The sequence below is a fragment of the Fulvivirga sedimenti genome (genome assembly GCF_020328055.1).
The window spans coordinates 934,783-951,227 of the sequence record NZ_JAIXNE010000001.1 but is presented as its reverse complement, the minus strand read 5'-3'; the positions used below and the strand labels follow the sequence as shown (position 1 = coordinate 951,227).

The 16,445-nt window shown below is 44.9% G+C and carries 17 protein-coding genes; 8 read left to right on the top strand and 9 right to left on the bottom strand.

Translation table 11 applies throughout. The features are described 5' to 3' along the window. Positions 1–37 precede the first annotated feature (37 nt). From LDX50_RS04395 to LDX50_RS04370, 6 genes are all read left to right on the top strand, one after another. Positions 38–520 carry a TRAP transporter small permease gene (locus tag LDX50_RS04395; protein WP_225697196.1) on the top strand — a complete coding sequence of 161 codons (483 nt, stop codon included), beginning with the start codon at positions 38–40 and terminating at the stop codon, positions 518–520. Further along, the gene (locus tag LDX50_RS04390) at positions 511–1,803 is read left to right on the top strand and encodes a TRAP transporter large permease (RefSeq protein WP_225697195.1); all 1,293 of its coding nucleotides are present in this window, start codon (positions 511–513) and stop codon (positions 1,801–1,803) included. The genes LDX50_RS04395 and LDX50_RS04390 overlap by 10 nt, the downstream gene beginning before the upstream one ends. Before the next feature lie 152 nt (positions 1,804–1,955). Beyond that, positions 1,956–3,617 carry a sodium:solute symporter gene (locus LDX50_RS04385; protein ID WP_225697194.1) on the top strand — a complete coding sequence of 554 codons (1,662 nt, stop codon included), beginning with the start codon at positions 1,956–1,958 and terminating at the stop codon, positions 3,615–3,617. Positions 3,618–3,627: 10 nt separating this feature from the next. Beyond that, positions 3,628–4,149 (top strand): GNAT family N-acetyltransferase, encoded by a 522-nt coding sequence (locus LDX50_RS04380; RefSeq protein ID WP_225697193.1) that lies wholly within the window; start codon positions 3,628–3,630, stop codon positions 4,147–4,149. Between the two features lie 85 nt (positions 4,150–4,234). Continuing rightward, positions 4,235–5,749: an MFS transporter gene (locus LDX50_RS04375; RefSeq protein WP_225697192.1), complete on the top strand. Its 1,515-nt coding sequence runs from the start codon at positions 4,235–4,237 to the stop codon at positions 5,747–5,749. Between the two features lie 133 nt (positions 5,750–5,882). After that, positions 5,883–6,485, top strand: coding sequence for a hypothetical protein (locus tag LDX50_RS04370; protein WP_225697191.1), 603 nt, complete (start codon positions 5,883–5,885; stop codon positions 6,483–6,485). Here the strand turns inward: LDX50_RS04370 and LDX50_RS04365 are convergent. The 4 genes from LDX50_RS04365 to LDX50_RS04350 form a co-directional block, all read right to left on the bottom strand. Then, positions 6,475–7,347 carry a beta galactosidase jelly roll domain-containing protein gene (locus tag LDX50_RS04365; RefSeq protein ID WP_225697190.1) on the bottom strand — a complete coding sequence of 291 codons (873 nt, stop codon included), beginning with the start codon at positions 7,345–7,347 and terminating at the stop codon, positions 6,475–6,477. The genes LDX50_RS04370 and LDX50_RS04365 overlap by 11 nt on opposite strands. A gap of 150 nt (positions 7,348–7,497) precedes the next feature. Continuing rightward, complete coding sequence (locus LDX50_RS04360; protein ID WP_225697189.1) at positions 7,498–7,902, bottom strand: hypothetical protein; 405 nt, start codon at positions 7,900–7,902, stop codon at positions 7,498–7,500. A 120-nt stretch (positions 7,903–8,022) separates the two neighbouring features. Continuing rightward, entirely contained in the window at positions 8,023–8,715 is a 693-nt protein-coding gene (locus LDX50_RS04355) for a response regulator transcription factor (protein WP_225697188.1), read from the bottom strand. A gap of 3 nt (positions 8,716–8,718) precedes the next feature. Then, entirely contained in the window at positions 8,719–10,278 is a 1,560-nt protein-coding gene (locus LDX50_RS04350) for a sensor histidine kinase (protein WP_225697187.1), read from the bottom strand. A gap of 195 nt (positions 10,279–10,473) precedes the next feature. Between LDX50_RS04350 and LDX50_RS04345 the strand changes: the two genes are divergently transcribed. Then, the gene (locus LDX50_RS04345) at positions 10,474–11,412 is read left to right on the top strand and encodes a sterol desaturase family protein (RefSeq protein WP_225697186.1); all 939 of its coding nucleotides are present in this window, start codon (positions 10,474–10,476) and stop codon (positions 11,410–11,412) included. Here LDX50_RS04345 and LDX50_RS04340 read toward each other — a convergent pair. From LDX50_RS04340 to LDX50_RS04330, 3 genes are all read right to left on the bottom strand, one after another. After that, positions 11,357–12,142 carry a universal stress protein gene (locus tag LDX50_RS04340; RefSeq protein WP_225697185.1) on the bottom strand — a complete coding sequence of 262 codons (786 nt, stop codon included), beginning with the start codon at positions 12,140–12,142 and terminating at the stop codon, positions 11,357–11,359. The genes LDX50_RS04345 and LDX50_RS04340 overlap by 56 nt on opposite strands. A 161-nt stretch (positions 12,143–12,303) precedes the next feature. Beyond that, a complete protein-coding gene (locus tag LDX50_RS04335) occupies positions 12,304–13,329 on the bottom strand; it encodes an adenylate/guanylate cyclase domain-containing protein (RefSeq protein ID WP_225697184.1) in 1,026 nt (341 codons plus the stop codon). Beyond that, positions 13,326–14,399: an adenylate/guanylate cyclase domain-containing protein gene (locus LDX50_RS04330; protein ID WP_225697183.1), complete on the bottom strand. Its 1,074-nt coding sequence runs from the start codon at positions 14,397–14,399 to the stop codon at positions 13,326–13,328. The genes LDX50_RS04335 and LDX50_RS04330 overlap by 4 nt, the downstream gene beginning before the upstream one ends. Positions 14,400–14,668: 269 nt before the next feature. Between LDX50_RS04330 and LDX50_RS04325 the strand changes: the two genes are divergently transcribed. Continuing rightward, complete coding sequence (locus LDX50_RS04325; RefSeq protein WP_225697182.1) at positions 14,669–15,025, top strand: histidine kinase dimerization/phospho-acceptor domain-containing protein; 357 nt, start codon at positions 14,669–14,671, stop codon at positions 15,023–15,025. Here LDX50_RS04325 and LDX50_RS04320 read toward each other — a convergent pair. Next, positions 14,989–15,945 carry a carbon-nitrogen hydrolase family protein gene (locus LDX50_RS04320; protein ID WP_225697181.1) on the bottom strand — a complete coding sequence of 319 codons (957 nt, stop codon included), beginning with the start codon at positions 15,943–15,945 and terminating at the stop codon, positions 14,989–14,991. The genes LDX50_RS04325 and LDX50_RS04320 overlap by 37 nt on opposite strands. Next, positions 15,945–16,442 carry a DUF3347 domain-containing protein gene (locus tag LDX50_RS04315; protein ID WP_225697180.1) on the bottom strand — a complete coding sequence of 166 codons (498 nt, stop codon included), beginning with the start codon at positions 16,440–16,442 and terminating at the stop codon, positions 15,945–15,947. The genes LDX50_RS04320 and LDX50_RS04315 overlap by 1 nt, the downstream gene beginning before the upstream one ends. Positions 16,443–16,445 lie beyond the last annotated feature (3 nt).

Below are 16,445 nucleotides of genomic sequence, written 5' to 3'. Positions count from 1 at the left end.
TTAGCAGGTTTAAGATAAGAATTTATGAAATACAATCATGCGAAAAACGGTTGACCGGTTCATTGCGATCTTGCTTGCAATCCTCCTGGCCCTCATGACGCTGGATATTTTATATGGCGTATTCACAAGGTATGTCCTTGCCAACCAAAGTGAATGGACGGATGAACTGGCCCGTTATCTGATGATCTGGATCAGTATCCTCGGTGCGGCATTTGTATCGGGGAGGGGCGAACATATTGCCATAGATTTGTTCAGGCGCGGTCGTAATCCGCATCGCGAAAGGCGTCTTCAGATCTTCATATCAGGCGTTGTTCTCATTTTTGTTATCGTAGTTTTTCTGATAGGCGGGATCCGATATGCCTATTTAACATTCAGCCTTGGTCAGATGTCTGCTTCGCTGAACATTCCTGTGGGATATGTGTACCTGGTTCTTCCGTTATCGGGCATATTCATCTGTTATTACAAGATTTATGACCTTCTGAAGCTGATCGGGGATAAAAATCAGGCATCATGGAAATAGCGATTCTGCTCCTTAGTTTTTTTATTTTAATGGCATTGCGTGTACCTGTCGCATGGAGCATTGGAATTGCTTCGTTACTCACTCTTTTCACTGGAATGAGTTCAATGGCCGCAATTACAACCATGTCGCAGCGCATTCTTACCGGCCTTGACAGTACTTCCATTCTTGCGATCCCGTTTTTTATTTTGGCAGGTCATATCATGAAAAGGGGAGGTATCGCCAGAAGACTGGTGTCGTTCGCAAAGGCACTTGTGGGGGGCTTGCCGGGCGGACTGGCCCATGTGAATATACTGGCAGCCATGTTATTTGGTGCCATAGCCGGATCTGCCGGAGCTGCCGCAGCCTCGATCGGAAGTTTCATGTCTGCCGAAATGAAGGAGGAAGGTTACAGTGAAGGTTATGGAGTGGCGGTGAATGTGACTTCAGCAACAACGGGCCTCCTTATTCCGCCCAGCAATATTTTCATCATCTATTCACTGGCCAGCGGCGGGGTAAGTATCGGGGCATTGTTCCTTGCCGGATACCTGCCCGGAATACTCACAGGATTGTTGCTCATGGTTGTAGCCTATGTATACGCGATCCGAAAGAAATTCAAAACCGGAAGGGGCCATACATTTATGGAGATACTTCGGTCATTTGTTGTGGCCCTCCCGAGCTTATTGTTGCTGGTTGTGATCATGGGTGGAATTGTCGGCGGAATTTTTACTGCGACTGAAGCCTCTGCGGTGGCGGTGTTGTATTGTATTGTGCTGGCCTTGCTCTACCGAGAAATAACATTCAGGGATATTCCGAATATTCTGATTGAAGCCTCAGGCACCATTGCAGTTGTCATGCTGCTTATCGCCATGTCAATTGCCATGTCATGGGTGCTGTCATTTGAAAATATTCCCGCACAGGTTACAGCATTCCTCTTTGAGCTGAATGCTTCGCCGTGGGTTACGATACTCCTGATTAACATCATACTGTTAGTTGTAGGGATATTCATGGATATGACACCTGCGGTGTTAATATTTACACCCATTTTTCTTCCGGTGGCGACCTCGATGGGCATACATCCTGTTCATTTTGGTATCATAATGGTGTTGAATCTTTGTATCGGATTATGCACACCACCCGTTGGTGCGGTTCTGTTTATCGGCGTAAGTGTAGCAGAAACAACAGTTCAGAAGGTGATCAGGCCGTTGTTGCCATTTTTCGGGGTGATGCTGCTATCGCTTATCCTGATCAGCGTCTTTCCGGAGATTTCACTTTGGCTACCTGATGTATTTGGATTTCTTGACTAGGCGGCAGAATGAATTCATTTCTGAAGTCCTGTCAACCGTTCGAATAATTTATTTTGATCAAAATTAAAATTAATTAATCTTTAGGTTCGAAAAATTTTCAAGAGGCTGATTGTGTATCAGTGTGCTTGCAGTCAACTATTAAATCTTTCCATATGAATTCGGTTTTAGAGTCAGCAGATTGGGTAGTCCTGGGTATTTATTTCCTTGCATTAATTGCAGTTGCAATTTGGGTAATTTCAAAAAAGAACAAGGATACAGAGGACTATTTCCTGGCAGGCAGGAATGTCGGATGGTTCGTCATTGGCGCGTCGATTTTTGCTTCAAATATTGGCTCTGAGCATGTGGTGGGACTCGCCGGAACAGGTGCTGAGTCGGGAATGCCCATGGCACACTATGAACTGCATGCCTGGATAGTCCTGTTGCTGGGCTGGCTTTTTCTTCCGTTCTATATGCGAAGCGGGGCCTTCACCATGCCTGAATTCCTCGAGAAAAGATTTGACAGCCGGTCCCGCTGGTTCCTGTCAATATTCTCACTTGCCGGTTATGTGGTCACCAAGGTTTCCGTAACCATTTATGCCGGCGGAATCGTAGTATCCGAATTACTCGGAATTCCATTCTGGTACGGCGCGATAGGGGTGGTTCTGTTTACCGGTGCCTATACGATCGTGGGAGGTATGAAAGCGGTTATTTATACAGAAACCCTTCAGACCATCATTCTCATTTTAGGCTCGGTGATCATCACATACCTGGGATTACAGGCTGTTGGCGGATGGGGCGAATTACAGGCGATTGTTCGTGAAACCAGTCCGGAACATTTCAATATGTGGCGATCAGCTTCAGATCCTGAATTCCCGTGGACGGGTTTGTTGTTCGGCGGAACGGTGGTAGGGATCTGGTATTGGTGTACCGACCAGTACATTGTACAACGCACCCTTGCGGCCAATAATATTACCATCGGGCGACGCGGGGCTATCTTTGGCGCGTACCTGAAGATACTTCCGATCTTCATATTTCTCATCCCAGGTATCATTGCCTATGCGTTGAACCAGCAGGGAGTGATTGAGCTTGGGAGGGCAGATGAGGCATTTCCAACACTGGTGAAAGCATTGCTCCCGGTGGGTTTGAAAGGACTTGTTGCAGGTGGGTTGATGGCGGCACTGATGAGCTCGCTGGCTTCCGTCTTTAATTCCTGTTCCACCATTTTCACCATCGATATTTATAAAAAGCTCCGTCCGAAGACTTCTGAAAAGCGTCTATTACGTGTTGGACGGTTTGCAACATCCATTGTTGTTGTGCTCGGCATTATCTGGATTCCCATCATGGATAAGATCGGAGGCGGTGTGATGTATCAGTATCTTCAAAGTGTGCAATCATATATTGCTCCTCCCATAACGGCCGTATTTGTCCTGGGTATTCTCTGGAAGCGCGTCAATTCCAAAGGTGCTATTGTAACCTTGTTTGCCGGTTTGATTCTCGCCATGCTGCGTATTGTGGCAGAGCTGAATTACACCTCGGAAATAGCAGCTTTCCGTGAAACAGGGGTTCATTCAGGCAGCGGAATCTGGTATTATTTTGCCGTTATCAATTTCGCGAATATGGCATTTTTCATGCTGATCTTTTCGGTGATTGTTTGTGTGGTAACCAGTCTTGCCACTCAGAGTCCGAATTATGCCGCGATACAGGGTCTCGCCTTTGGAACACTAACTGAAGAGCAAAAGCTGGCGCAGAAAGAGAGCTTCAGCTGGATCGATGTGGTGTTTTCAGTATTGCTTGTCATGGTAGTTCTGTCGGTTCTTGTTTATTTCACTGGATAAATCAATTAAAATGCACTCATCCTTTGAAATATCTCCAGCCACGATTGAAGAAGCAGAGGAGCTCAATGTATTGATCAACGCTGCCTATCGTGGGGAAAGTTCGAGAAAAGGCTGGACCACCGAGGCAGATCTTCTGGACGGCACACGAACGGATGCTGAACTTATCCGTCAGATCATCCAGACGCCTGCAACCACCTTATTATCGCTACGATCAGACGGAGAAATCTTAGGTTGCGTTGAATTGCGCAAGGAAACCGAAAAGATGTATCTGGGCATGCTCACTGTCCGTCCGGATTTGCAGGGACAGGGGATCGGTAAGGTACTAATGAAGACGGCAGAGGATTTTGCCCTGGAGAATGGTTGTTCCACCATGTACATGACCGTGCTGGTACCACGGACTGAACTTATCGCCTGGTATGTACGGCACGGATATGTCGATACCGGCCAGAGAAAGCCCTTTGCATTTAATGATCCCCGGTTCGGTCAACCCAGGCAATCCCTTGAATTTACAGTGCTCGTCAAGTCTTTGTAATTCCGATTATCGGCACTGGTAAAATTCTGATCAACATTTCATTGATTTTTATATCTTTCTGAAATTTTCCATCAATTTCAGAATTATGACATTTCTCTCCACCAAGCCCAAACTTTCTTTCTGGCAGATCTGGAATATGAGTTTTGGTTTCTTCGGCATCCAGTTCGGCTGGGCGCTTCAACTTTCGAATGTGAGCCGCATTTTTGAAACGCTTGGCGCGGAGATTGGTGAGATCGCCATCCTGTGGATCGCCGCCCCTGTGACGGGTCTTGTTATCCAGCCGATCATAGGGCACATGAGTGATAAGACCTGGAACCGGCTGGGACGAAGAAGGCCTTATTTTCTGATAGGAGCGATTTTCGCATCGATCGCATTATTCATCATGCCGAATTCACCAGCACTGTGGATGGCTGCCGGAATGCTGTGGATCATGGATGCCTCCATAAATATTTCCATGGAACCTTTCAGGGCATTTGTCGGGGATATGCTCCCTAAGGAACAACGGACAATGGGATATGCCATGCAGAGTTTCTTCATCGGATTTGGCTCCGTAATCGCCTCGGTGTTACCCTTTGTCCTTACGCGATATTTTGGTATTTCCAATGTTGCCGATAAGGGTGAGATTCCAATGTCATTGAAGATTGCCTTTTACGCTGGGGGTGTAGTGTTCTTTTTGGCTGTGCTTTGGACGGTATTGCGCACCAGGGAGTATTCCCCCGATCAGATGGAGGTCTTTCATAAAGACGAGGAAAAAGATCACCCCCTGCGAGAAGAGGGCGAGGAGGAGCAAATGGTGCGCGCCATCACCTTTTACAGGCAGGGGCCGGTCTGGATTGCCATTGGGGCCATTCTTACCATTCTTCTCTATAATTTTTCATCACACAAGGAGCCGTTGGTGCTTACTATCGGTATGATGGTCTTCGGGATATTGCTGATTATTAGTGGTATTCTAACGCGTTTGGGCAAGAAGGAAAACGGATTTCTTGAGGTGATTAATGACCTGTTCAAAATGCCGGAAACCATGAAGCAACTGGCCCTGGTTCAGTTCTTCTCGTGGTTTGGTTTATTTTCAATGTTCCTATACACAACTGGCGCTGTAACCAGCTATACCTATGGTACCACTGATACCACTTCACAAGCCTATCAGGATGGTGCGGATTATGTGGGGATTTTATTCGGAATGTATAATTTCATGGCGATGTTCTTCGCGTTCGCGCTGCCGCCGCTCGCAAGGCGATCCAGCCGAAAGACGGCGCATATGATCTCGCTGATCGCAGGCGGTTTAGGCCTTATCTCATTTTATTTCTTTAAAGATCCGACGTTACTTCTTATTTCGATGGTGGGGGTCGGACTTGCATGGGCGGCGATTTTGTCGATGCCTTATGCCATGCTTACTTCGGCAATTCCAACCCGCAAGTTTGGGATTTACATGGGGATCTTTAACTTTTTCATTGTGCTTCCCGAGATAACGGCCTCCAGTATTTACGGATATTTGCTGGAAACTTTCTTTGATAATCAGCCAATCTATGTTCTTATCACGGGTGGTATCAGTTTGATCGTGGCCGCATTACTGGTGGTGCGCGTGAAAGATGATGATTAGTCGCTGATACATTTCAGAAAAAGAAATTATAGGTTGTCCGCCTGGATTATTATTTTCTCCCACATATGGGGGTTGGGAAGAAGTGAATTTCTGATAACTTCAAATTGCCGTTAAAGTCTGTTATCTTTATTGTATGAAAGCACATCATTTTATCTTACCGATCTTCTTTGCTTCGCTTGTTGCCTGTTCCACGGGTTCTGAAAAGGAAACACAGACTGAAGTTGTTTCCGATTCAGAGGAAATGCAAGTGGAGGAACCATCTGAAACGGCCCTAAGTCTGAATGGTATGGATGAAGCCGAAGCCTCCAGGATCTCGGAGGCGTTGGTGAATGTTCTTCTTGCTGAGGATATCGAATATCTAGCTCCGGAACAGCGAAGATTCCGGTTTGCTGTTTGTGACCTGAATGATGATGGAAACAGGGAATACCTGGTTGAATTGCGCAACAGCTATTTTTGTGGGTCAGGGGGTTGCACCTATTTATTACTGAATGAGGATATGGCAGAGATCACCCGATTTACGGTCTCGTATGCACCTTTTGTAATATCAAATGAAAAATCTGCGGGGTGGAGGGACCTGATCATTCCCCAGGGCAGTGCCTATCACGTGATGAAATTTGACGGATCCACTTATCCGGGAAATCCTTCTGTTGAACCCCAGGTACAGATTGATGAAAATGGGGAACTGGTAAAGTTGCTGGATGAGGACTCGGGTACACTTCCGGAGTTTACCTTCTGAAATGCCGGTTGAATAATTCACGCGTTGTGATACCAACCGGCCCTTCATAGATACCGCCGATATTGCCGATATCTTCCACCTGGATTGTTATAGTATTTTCACCCCGCATCAGAATATTGGTGGGGATTGTATATACACGGAGTTTGGAGAACGACATACTGGAACCGAAGGGTCTGTGGTCGTTGGTTTCTCCTATCTTCTGACCGTTGATGTACACGGCATCGAAATCATCGATTTTGCCACCAATGAATACCAGATCCTGACCATACAGATCATTAGGCAGATAGAATGTCTTTTTGTACCAGGCAAATCCGTCGTAATTACGGTGGCCCTGGGATTCCCAGGGTACCGGGACCATTACATCTTCCCAGCGGTCTTCTTTATGAGTCTTTCCTGTCTGGAATTGCCATATGCCCTGAAGGTTGACCTGCATGGGCGCATTCGGGTCACCTGAATAGATGCCCGGCTTGCCGTCCACGATGCCGCCTTCATTGGTCACGTCAAAAACACGGACGGCAATTACATTTTCTCCTTCAAAATTGATGATTTCACCTGGCAGGAAATACAACCGCAGGGCACGGTAAGCGGTTTGAAACTTTGGGGGAAATGAACCGCTGAATCCGACAGGTTTTCCGTTCAGATAGGCTTCATCTGCATCATCGATGTAACCCAGGTTCAGATATAGTGCAGTATTTTTTGGCAATGACCTGCCGTCAAAAGTGATTCTGTACCATGCATATCCATCATAACCATGAAAATCCTGCTCTTCCCACGGGCCTGGGACAAATATCTCTTCCCATCGGCTGTCGTCGAAATCAGGTTCCTTCCATGTGACCTTATCACCAATGGAAAATTTCCACATTCCCCGGAGATCAAGATAATTTCTTTGGCCCGGGGAACTGATGGAAATCAACATCAATGCTATGAATATCAGGTTTTTCAATGTTTTGCTTTGTTCAGTTTGAAAACAGAGGGCTGCACCGCTTGGTTAACGGCGCAGCCCGTCTGACCCTTAATTAGAAGCCAGGCCTTCATCGGCAGGCAACATGCCATCCCAATAAGTAGCCCAAACCATCTGATTGTTTTGATACGTGATCTCATATTTCACCACCATGCTAGCGTCTGAAATTTCAATCCAGTATTTTCCGGCATCGAGCTTTTTCAAGTTATACATTTTAATAAACCCGTTGTCGGTGTTGTTGAGTTTGACCTTGTCGTCAATTAGGAGACCATCCTGACCAAATATTTTTACATGAACAGTTTTTTCATGTCCGTTAACATACAGCACTTTCAGTTTTCCAGCCTCGGTAGGGAGGATTTTAACTTCCGGTGTTCCGTTGATAGGATCTGTTGCCATTGCTGAAATTGAAAAGAGCGTTGCCAAGACAAGTGTTAATAATGTTGTTGTGCGTTTCATGATTTTGTTGTTTTGAGTTTATGACCTGTTACTGTTACAATTAACGGCGATCCGGGACCTGCAGGTGTCATGGTCTCGTAAAGCATTGTCACAAATTGTCACAACAAAATTTTGATTGTCTTAATGATGTATCAGCCGGTATCCTGAGCCGTGGGCGGTAAGTATAATGTGCGGATTTCCGGGGTCCTCTTCAATTTTTTGACGGAGTCTCAGGATAAAATTATCCACGGTTCTGGTTGTAATGCTTTCCTGGTACCCCCAGACATTTTCCAATAAGTCATAACGGCTTACCAGTTCATTGCGATTTTCATACAGGTATTTCAGAACTTCAAATTCCTTATGTGAAAGTTTCACTTCATCATCTCCTTCATACGCCTGGAAGTTCTGAAAATCAAGCCGCAACCTGCCGATCATGATGCTTCCGGAAATTTCTGTCTTATCATCATGGGTCGATGACCTTCGTAAGATCGCCTTAATACGTGCCAGCAATTCCCGAACACTGAAAGGTTTGGTGACGTAGTCGTCAGCCCCGAGTTCAAGTCCGAGGACCTTATCAATTTCTTCACCTCTTGCGGTTAACAGGATGATAGGCGTTTCTATTCCTTCTCCACGTACTTTTCGACAAACATCGAATCCTGACATGCCCGGCAGCATGACATCCAGAAGTACAAGGTCGAAGGAGTTTTTCATGATTTTTTCCAGTCCGCCCGGACCGTCGCCGGCAACGTCTACCGAATAGCCATCAAATTCCAGGTTATCCTTTAGGCCCATCTGCATGGCAGGTTCATCTTCAACAATAAGTATTTTATACATATTCTATTGTTTTAAAAGCGGAAAGAGGATCATAAAAATAGAACCCTTCCCGGGTTCGCTTTCAAGTCGTACATCACCCTTGTGCTCATCTATAATTTGTTTTACCAACGACAACCCGAGGCCGGTGCCCTTGCTTTGTGCAAGATCACCCACGGATACCCGGAAGAACTTTTCAAATACCTGCGCCTGATCTCCCTTTGGTATACCGATCCCCTTATCCTGAACAGTCATCACCGCCTTCTCATTTCCTTTCACCGTTCGCACGGTAATTTCTTTGGTATCTGTTGAATATTTAATGGCATTGTCCAGCAGATTAATGAGAACTTCAGCAATTGCTTCTTTGTCACCCTCAATGGGAAGCGGTTCCTCACTCAGGGAAAGTACATGACTGAATCCCTTTGTGCGCAGATGAAACTCGTAATTGGATACTACTTCAGCCACAATTTCATTCAGATCGATTTTATCATGCCGAAATTGTTTTTTGCCGTTATCCATTTGGGAAAACGTAAGAATTTTGTTGACGATACCTGTCAATCGTCCCGACTCCTTCTGCATAATCTGGTAATATTCCTTTTTCTTTTCTTCCGTCGGGACACGATCCATTTCAAGTGTTTCAGCGAACATGCTGATAAGTGCGAGCGGGGTTCTCAGTTCATGGGATACATTCGAAACAAAATCTGCTTTTTTCTGTGCGAGCCGCATTTCCTTTCGAACGTTCCTTAGAATTAGAAAGGCTGCGATACCCAGAAAGGCGATCAGCGTAAGTAAAATACCAAGGTTAGTCACTGTGCGTTCACGGATGATATCCTGAACAGGTTTGCCCGGTGTTCCGATTGCCAGGTAATAGTTGGGAAGGAGCCAGAAGTTATTAGTGACAGCTATGGATTCTGAATTCACAGAATCGGCGGTTGAGTAAACCGGGTCCGTATTATCCCTCCGATAGGCCGACACCACAAATTTGTCCTGTGCCACGGTCTGAAATTTGGTTGAAAGTGTTTCCCTGATAAATAATTCAGGATCGAGAATTATGGCACCCATACGACTTGTGACAGTGTTGTTGGGAGAAAGCATGATGAAGGATAGAAGGAGGTAGCTCCGGTCACCTTCATTGAATTGCGAAGACAGTATTTTTTGGAAGCCGTTTTCCGCATAGTTACGTAGCTGTTCAAATTGGTCTGAGGCCGGATCCGGCAGTTGCTGTTGGTAGAAATCAGTGGTGAATGAGGTGTCTGCCTCTGCCGAAGTTAAAATAATTTCTTTGTCCAGTTCGCGGATATAGATCTGGAAGACTGCCGGCTGGAACTGAAAAAGGTTGTAGGAAATGAGGGAATCAACATTGGTATCGGATTCCATCGATTCTTCCATGGTATTGATCCATCCTTTTACAATATCATCGCTGTACTGGTTGACGGAGAATAAAATGGCATCGAGCTGATTCTGATAGATCATACTGATATTTTCCTCATCTTCACTAAGTGTGGAGAGCTGATAAGCGGCATAAGCGATGATCGGCAATACGACCGCAATCACAAGAAACCATGCATTTTTCCAGAATGAGCGCATCAGGTATGTTAAACGGCAATTGCCGTTAGAGGTTCAGTTACATACCAACATAAACAATCATGGCAAATCTGACAACCTCATTTTTTTATTTACTCGAGATTTGTGAGGTTTCACAGATTTGCGGAACCACTCTCGGTAACTTTTGTTTCATAATAGAAGACTGGATGGTATTATCTTTAACTACATTTTTGCTACGTGGAAGAAATCTTTAATGAAATCTGGAACGGCTACGCGGGGTATGCCAATTACCTGTGGCACGAGATCACGCATCCGTCCTGGCATAACTATTTTTATTGGCTGATCGGGCTCTCTCTTTTCTTTTTTGCCCTTGAATGGATCAAGCCCTGGAATGAACATCAGCCAAAATTCCGAAAGGATTTCTGGCTGGATGTATTTTACATGTTTTTCAATTTCTTCCTGTTTTCACTGGTCATTTATAATGCAGCTTCGAATGTGGTTGTGCTTTTTTTCAACCGTATGCTTGAATCTATAGGCATCACAAATCTCGTTGCGCTTGAAGTGATGTCCTGGCCGGTTTGGGCACACCTTTTACTTGGCTTTGTGGTACGGGATTTTGTGCAGTGGAACACGCATCGCCTTTTACACAGGGTGCCATTCCTATGGGAATTTCACAAGGTGCATCACTCGGTGGAACAAATGGGTTTTGCCGCCCACCTTCGCTACCACTGGATGGAAACGATCGTATACCGAAGTATCGAATACATTCCTCTGGCACTGATCGGGATCGGACTGCGGGATTTTTTCATTATACACATTTTCACCCTGGCAATCGGGCATTTCAATCATTCCAATATCAGGGTGAATCTGGGTCCGCTGGCTTACATTTTCAATAACCCCCAGATGCATAAATGGCATCATGCATACCATATGCCTGCACAACGACATTACGGGGTGAATTTTGGAATTACCCTCAGCCTGTGGGATTATTTATTTAAGACCGACTATATTCCCTATGATGGCAAGGAGATCAAACTCGGGTTTCCAGGTGTGGAGAAATTCCCCCATAGCTTTTGGAAACAAATCACATACGGATTTAGCAGACCAAAAAAAATCAACACTACACCACGGGAAGAATCAGCAGTGGCATCCGCGTCCGAAAAGCAAGCTGTTTAGAAACACTTCGCCGGAGCGGATTCTTCACTTCGCCACCACAATGATGTAATACGGTGAGCAGATCAATGTTATGATCATTTGCGTAGGTTGAAAGGGCGGAAACTATGTTCTCACCGTCGACATCTTCGAAACCTGTGAATAATTCTCCCAATAATCCTTCAAACTTCGATCGCATTTCCACTTCTGCTATTTCCGGAACAGATTTTTTCTGTACGTGAAATACGCTGACTTTAGATTCCATTTTTTGTCCCAGATCTGTCAGTACTTCCATGGCATCACTGGTAGGCTCAGAGCCGTCTGTTGCCACACCGATATGGGTCATGCCCAGATATTTTGATTTGCCAGGGACACTCAGCAGCGCAGAACAGGGCCTTTCTATTAGAGAGGCAGTGATACTTCCGCTGAGCATTTCCTTATGACTGGAAATAGGTTTCATTCCTACCACCGTGAGATCAATATTTCTCTCCCTTATCACTTCCTGAACAGTCGGGGCAATCTCTCCCTGGCGATGTAAAAACTCATAATTCTCCTTGGCAAGGAACAGAATATCATGACGTATTTTATCAAAATTTTCCTCTATGATCTCCACTGGTGGTGATGATTCAGTCTGTACATAAAGTATGGTTGTGTTGGCCCCGATCTTTTCGGCGAGGTATACGCCATAAATCAATGCGTTGTTGGATTCCTGGGAGAAATCAGTACATATGAGTACGTTTTTAATAGGTTTCATAGTCGATGAAGAGTAAAATTTGACAAAGGTCTGAGGTTCGATCAAAAGGGCTATCCTTTACCTGCGCACATGTGCATGTAAAATATCAGATGCACATGGATAAGCTAGAAGTAAAATATTTATAATCATTTGATGCCGGTCAATGCCCGGGCTGATTCTAATCAACTTTCAGTTATTTCCAACATTTCCGGCAAGTCTTGTGCTGTTGTGTTTTCACAGGGAACAGCCTGACAGAAGTTCGGCAGTTCTACATTCGCTGCAAGGGCGGATGAAATGCATAATCCATTATAGCTTCTTCCTGCCGCTTTTTCCATCCTGTTCGCAGCATAAAGTGCATATCCCTGGTAAACAACCTGCGTCTTCACATCCCCGATTTCCACCGCCATTACATCGCCAATATGTGCTGTGCCGCGAAAATCCGGCACAAAACCAAAACGTTTCAGATAATATTCACGCTGAATGTGAAGCTGATGCTTGATGGCAAAAAAAGCCCGGATACAATTCGCATTTTTATGTAGCGATGAAACACTCCATACAATCGTTACCTGGTCACCCACATACCGATATATGTACCCTTCAAAAGCTCTGACACCCTCAAAAACATCAAAAAAGAATCTGTCAAGGAGTTTGAAATATTCTATCTGATCCATCGATTCTGCGATGGAGGTAGAGGAACAGATGTCAATCAGCAGAAAAATCTTCTGCTCCTTTTGTGGATGAAAGTAGCGACCTGTTATCAGATTGAATAACACACCTTTCCCAAGGTATTTACTGGTCTGCATAGTAAAAATGATGACCACAATTGTGAAAAGAGAAAAAATAAGAATCCTTTTGAATTCACCATGCTTAATGAAGTGGAGGAATTCATCACTTCTCACGTACTCAGAAAATGTCTCCGGCATAAAAAGGCTGTCAATCCGTCCTTTAACAAGCAAAATTAACATACTGAGGAGGACAAAATATGTCAAAACTTTTAAAAATACAGTCAGCGCGAAAGCCGGCCTTGATTTCCTTGGGCGAAATATTAACAATTCGAATACACCCGCCAGAAACCCTCCGATAAGTCCAATAAAGACGCCGTTTAATATGGGTGCTGGTTTAGAGAGGTCATCGGTGAGCAGCGAATAAAGGGTGCCGGCCACCAGGCCGGTAAGTGTGATATTTCTTATTTCGCTGAAGTGTCTCACGGCCGGTTCTTTAAAACTTTCTCGCGGATGCTATAGAGCCGAACAGGATTACTCTTTCCTTCGAGCAGATTGTCTTCTTTTTCTATGCATTCATAGATTTGAGGCAGTTCAATCTTATCAAGTACAGCCTGTGAGATGAGCAAAGGGGCTTCAATTGTGCTCATGTTCAGAATCCGACTGGTTGTATTCAAAACGTCGCCGTAGAACGATATTTCAGTCCTTCCATGTCCGATTTCTCCGTGTATTACTGTGCCGAGATGCATGCCGGCGAGTAAATATGGGAAATGATTATATGTTTCCAGGTAGTATTCCCTTCTCGAAAATAACTGATCTGTCAGCGCAAAATAACATCGAATGCACGAGGCTCTGTTATAGGCTTTTTTCGGGGCCCAGAAGATGACCATCTCACCATCTACATAATGATAAATGATCCCGTCGTAAAATAGGATGGTATTGGTTATGTCATAAATCAGGTCATTGATGAAACTGTAGTGATTTTCAGCACCCAGCTCCTTCGCGATACGCTCTACTTCATGAATTCTGACAAAGCAAAAAACCCGTTCTTCCCGCTGAGGATCATAGTACTTCCCTGTGATGATGTTTTCAAGGTATCCCTGTCCCAGTTTTCGTGTTATCTGATATGTAAAAACAACCAGCCCGATCATTCCGATGGAATAGAATACTACTACGATGAAATCTTTTTCAAAAATGTATTCCTGGAATTCGGCACTGCGGAGTACATCCAAATAGCTCAGATTAAACCAGAAGACCCTGCTGACAGAGAAAACAAGAATGAGCACGACCAGTATGACCGCTGAATATATCGCGACCCTGATGCCTAGCAATGGCAGGAAAGAATAATTCCTGCGAAGTTTTGCGGTAAATACGTTTGATTCAATGAAGCTGACCAGTGTGCCCAGTAAGATTCCGATAATAATGGAATTGATCACCGGCATGGGTTTACTAAGTCCGTCGGAAAATACAGTATAAGCCAGTCCGGCAATGATACCTGCACCAATCAGGACATAGGTCTGGTTGTTCTTTTTGTTCAGAAAAACCCTGGTAGACATACAACAAGATAATGAAATTATATTTGTTATAAAGCGATCACTGCGGGCACTATTGACAAATACGTCGTGTGGGATAACCACCGAAATGAAGTTGAATATTGGAAAAATATCCGGATGCTTACACCCTTGTCAATTGGCAAAACTTCTTTTCTGGAATGAGTTAAAGGGATTCTCATTGCCTCAACATCAGATCCGGCTTGTATTTAACGAATATCTTACATGGTTACCTTTTCACGACTATCTGATATTAAATAAAAATAGTGTCTGTTTTGGAAAAATTTAATAACGAAATCGAGGAATCCTTCGACCAGCTCATGGGCGAGATTAAGACCGTACGTCGTTCATCGCCGTTAAATTCTGAAGAGCTTTTAGAGCTTTACAGGAAGGAAAATGAGTTCTTACAGAAGAAGCTGGAATTTTATGCCCACCTTAACTCACACCAGCTAAGAGCTCCATTGGTTCAAATGATGGGACTACTGGATCTGTTGAAGAAATCCGGCATGTCCAAAAAAGAGAAAATCCTGTTTGATTATCTCGAGATTGCTGCAGACAATATGGATGAAATGATCCGGTGTATCAACCGTGTACTTCAGGTTGAAAACAGATCATCTGATAAGGGCGTCTGACGAGTTTTATTCACCCTGAGTTCCAACACGTCCGGGCGGCTGTAATGACCCGCCGGGTCAAAGTTTAACCGTTCCTTAATTATCTCATCCCTGGAAAGATCTACGATAAAGAGATCTTCAATATCTGTCTGTGGGGGCAGAAGCCATTTTCCGTCAGGACCGGCCACACATGTTCCGCCATTGGCGATCACTGGCCCGGCAGAAGATCGGAATTGCTCCGAGGCAGGGATATCTGACGTAATATCGGCTTTCCTGAAAATTCCTCCCACGCCAACCGAATAGCAGCGCCCTTCACGTGCGATGAATGGAACAATCTGCTCTGTATTACGCTGACTTCCCGGCCAGACGGAGATATGAATTTCTTCCCCCTGGCCATACAATGCCATTCGGGCAGAGGGCATCCAGTTTTCCCAGCAATTCAGTCCGCCAACCCTGAACTCCTTCAATTTATGAGTCTGTAATCCGTTCCCGTCACCCGGAGACCAGAAAAGCCGCTCTTCATACGTTGGTACCAGTTTTCTGTGTACAGAGTCTATTTCACCGTGCTGATTAATGTACACCAGTGAACAGTATAAACTCATACCTCTTTCAACTGGCTTTTCAATACAGCCCAGGTAGATGGCCATATGATATTTTTTGGCGATCTCACAAAAGGATGTGAGATCACCAGCCGGAATATCTACTGCATTCTCATAATACTTCAGGAAAAATTCCTTTTGAAGGTCAGATTCAAACCTGGCTCCATCTGTATGTTCGATCCAGAACGGATACCCGGGAAGCAGGGCTTCGCTGAATATCAGGAGGTCACATGATTCACGACCGGCACGGTCGCAAAACGTAAGCATTTTTTCCGTCGTGGCATGCTTGTTCAGCAGTACGGGAGCCAGTTGTGCGAGGCCTGTCCTAAGTGATTCTGTCATTAGAGTTCTTCTTCGATATTGCCGCAGTGCAGCATCTGATCCCCAAAGTACGGATTCATTATTTCACTTTCAAGGCTAAGCCAGTTTGCACCCTGGTTGTCTTTTGCCATCGGACAGTACTGCCAGTAAATAGTTGTATTTCCCTTTTCGATCCCCTTTGCCCACTGGTACATTTCCTCCGAGAGAGGATCAAAAGTGGAACGAAGTCCGGTAATTGATTCTGCGACACTCATTTCTTCCAATAGAGCAAGGATTGTTTCACTGCCTTCCGGGGTGTTCGCAAGCACTGCTGCTTGTAGGTTTTCCACGTTCGCCTGAGCTTCACTGAACTGATCGTTAACCAGGTTATCCTTCAATTCCATATAACTTTCCAGGATCATCATGTTTTCCGGAGCTATTCCACTTCCTGCCTCATTCGAGGTGTTTTCAGATTTGGAACTGCAGGAGGCCATTACTCCTATAAGCAGTAATAAGAATACAAGTTGTTTCATCATCATTTA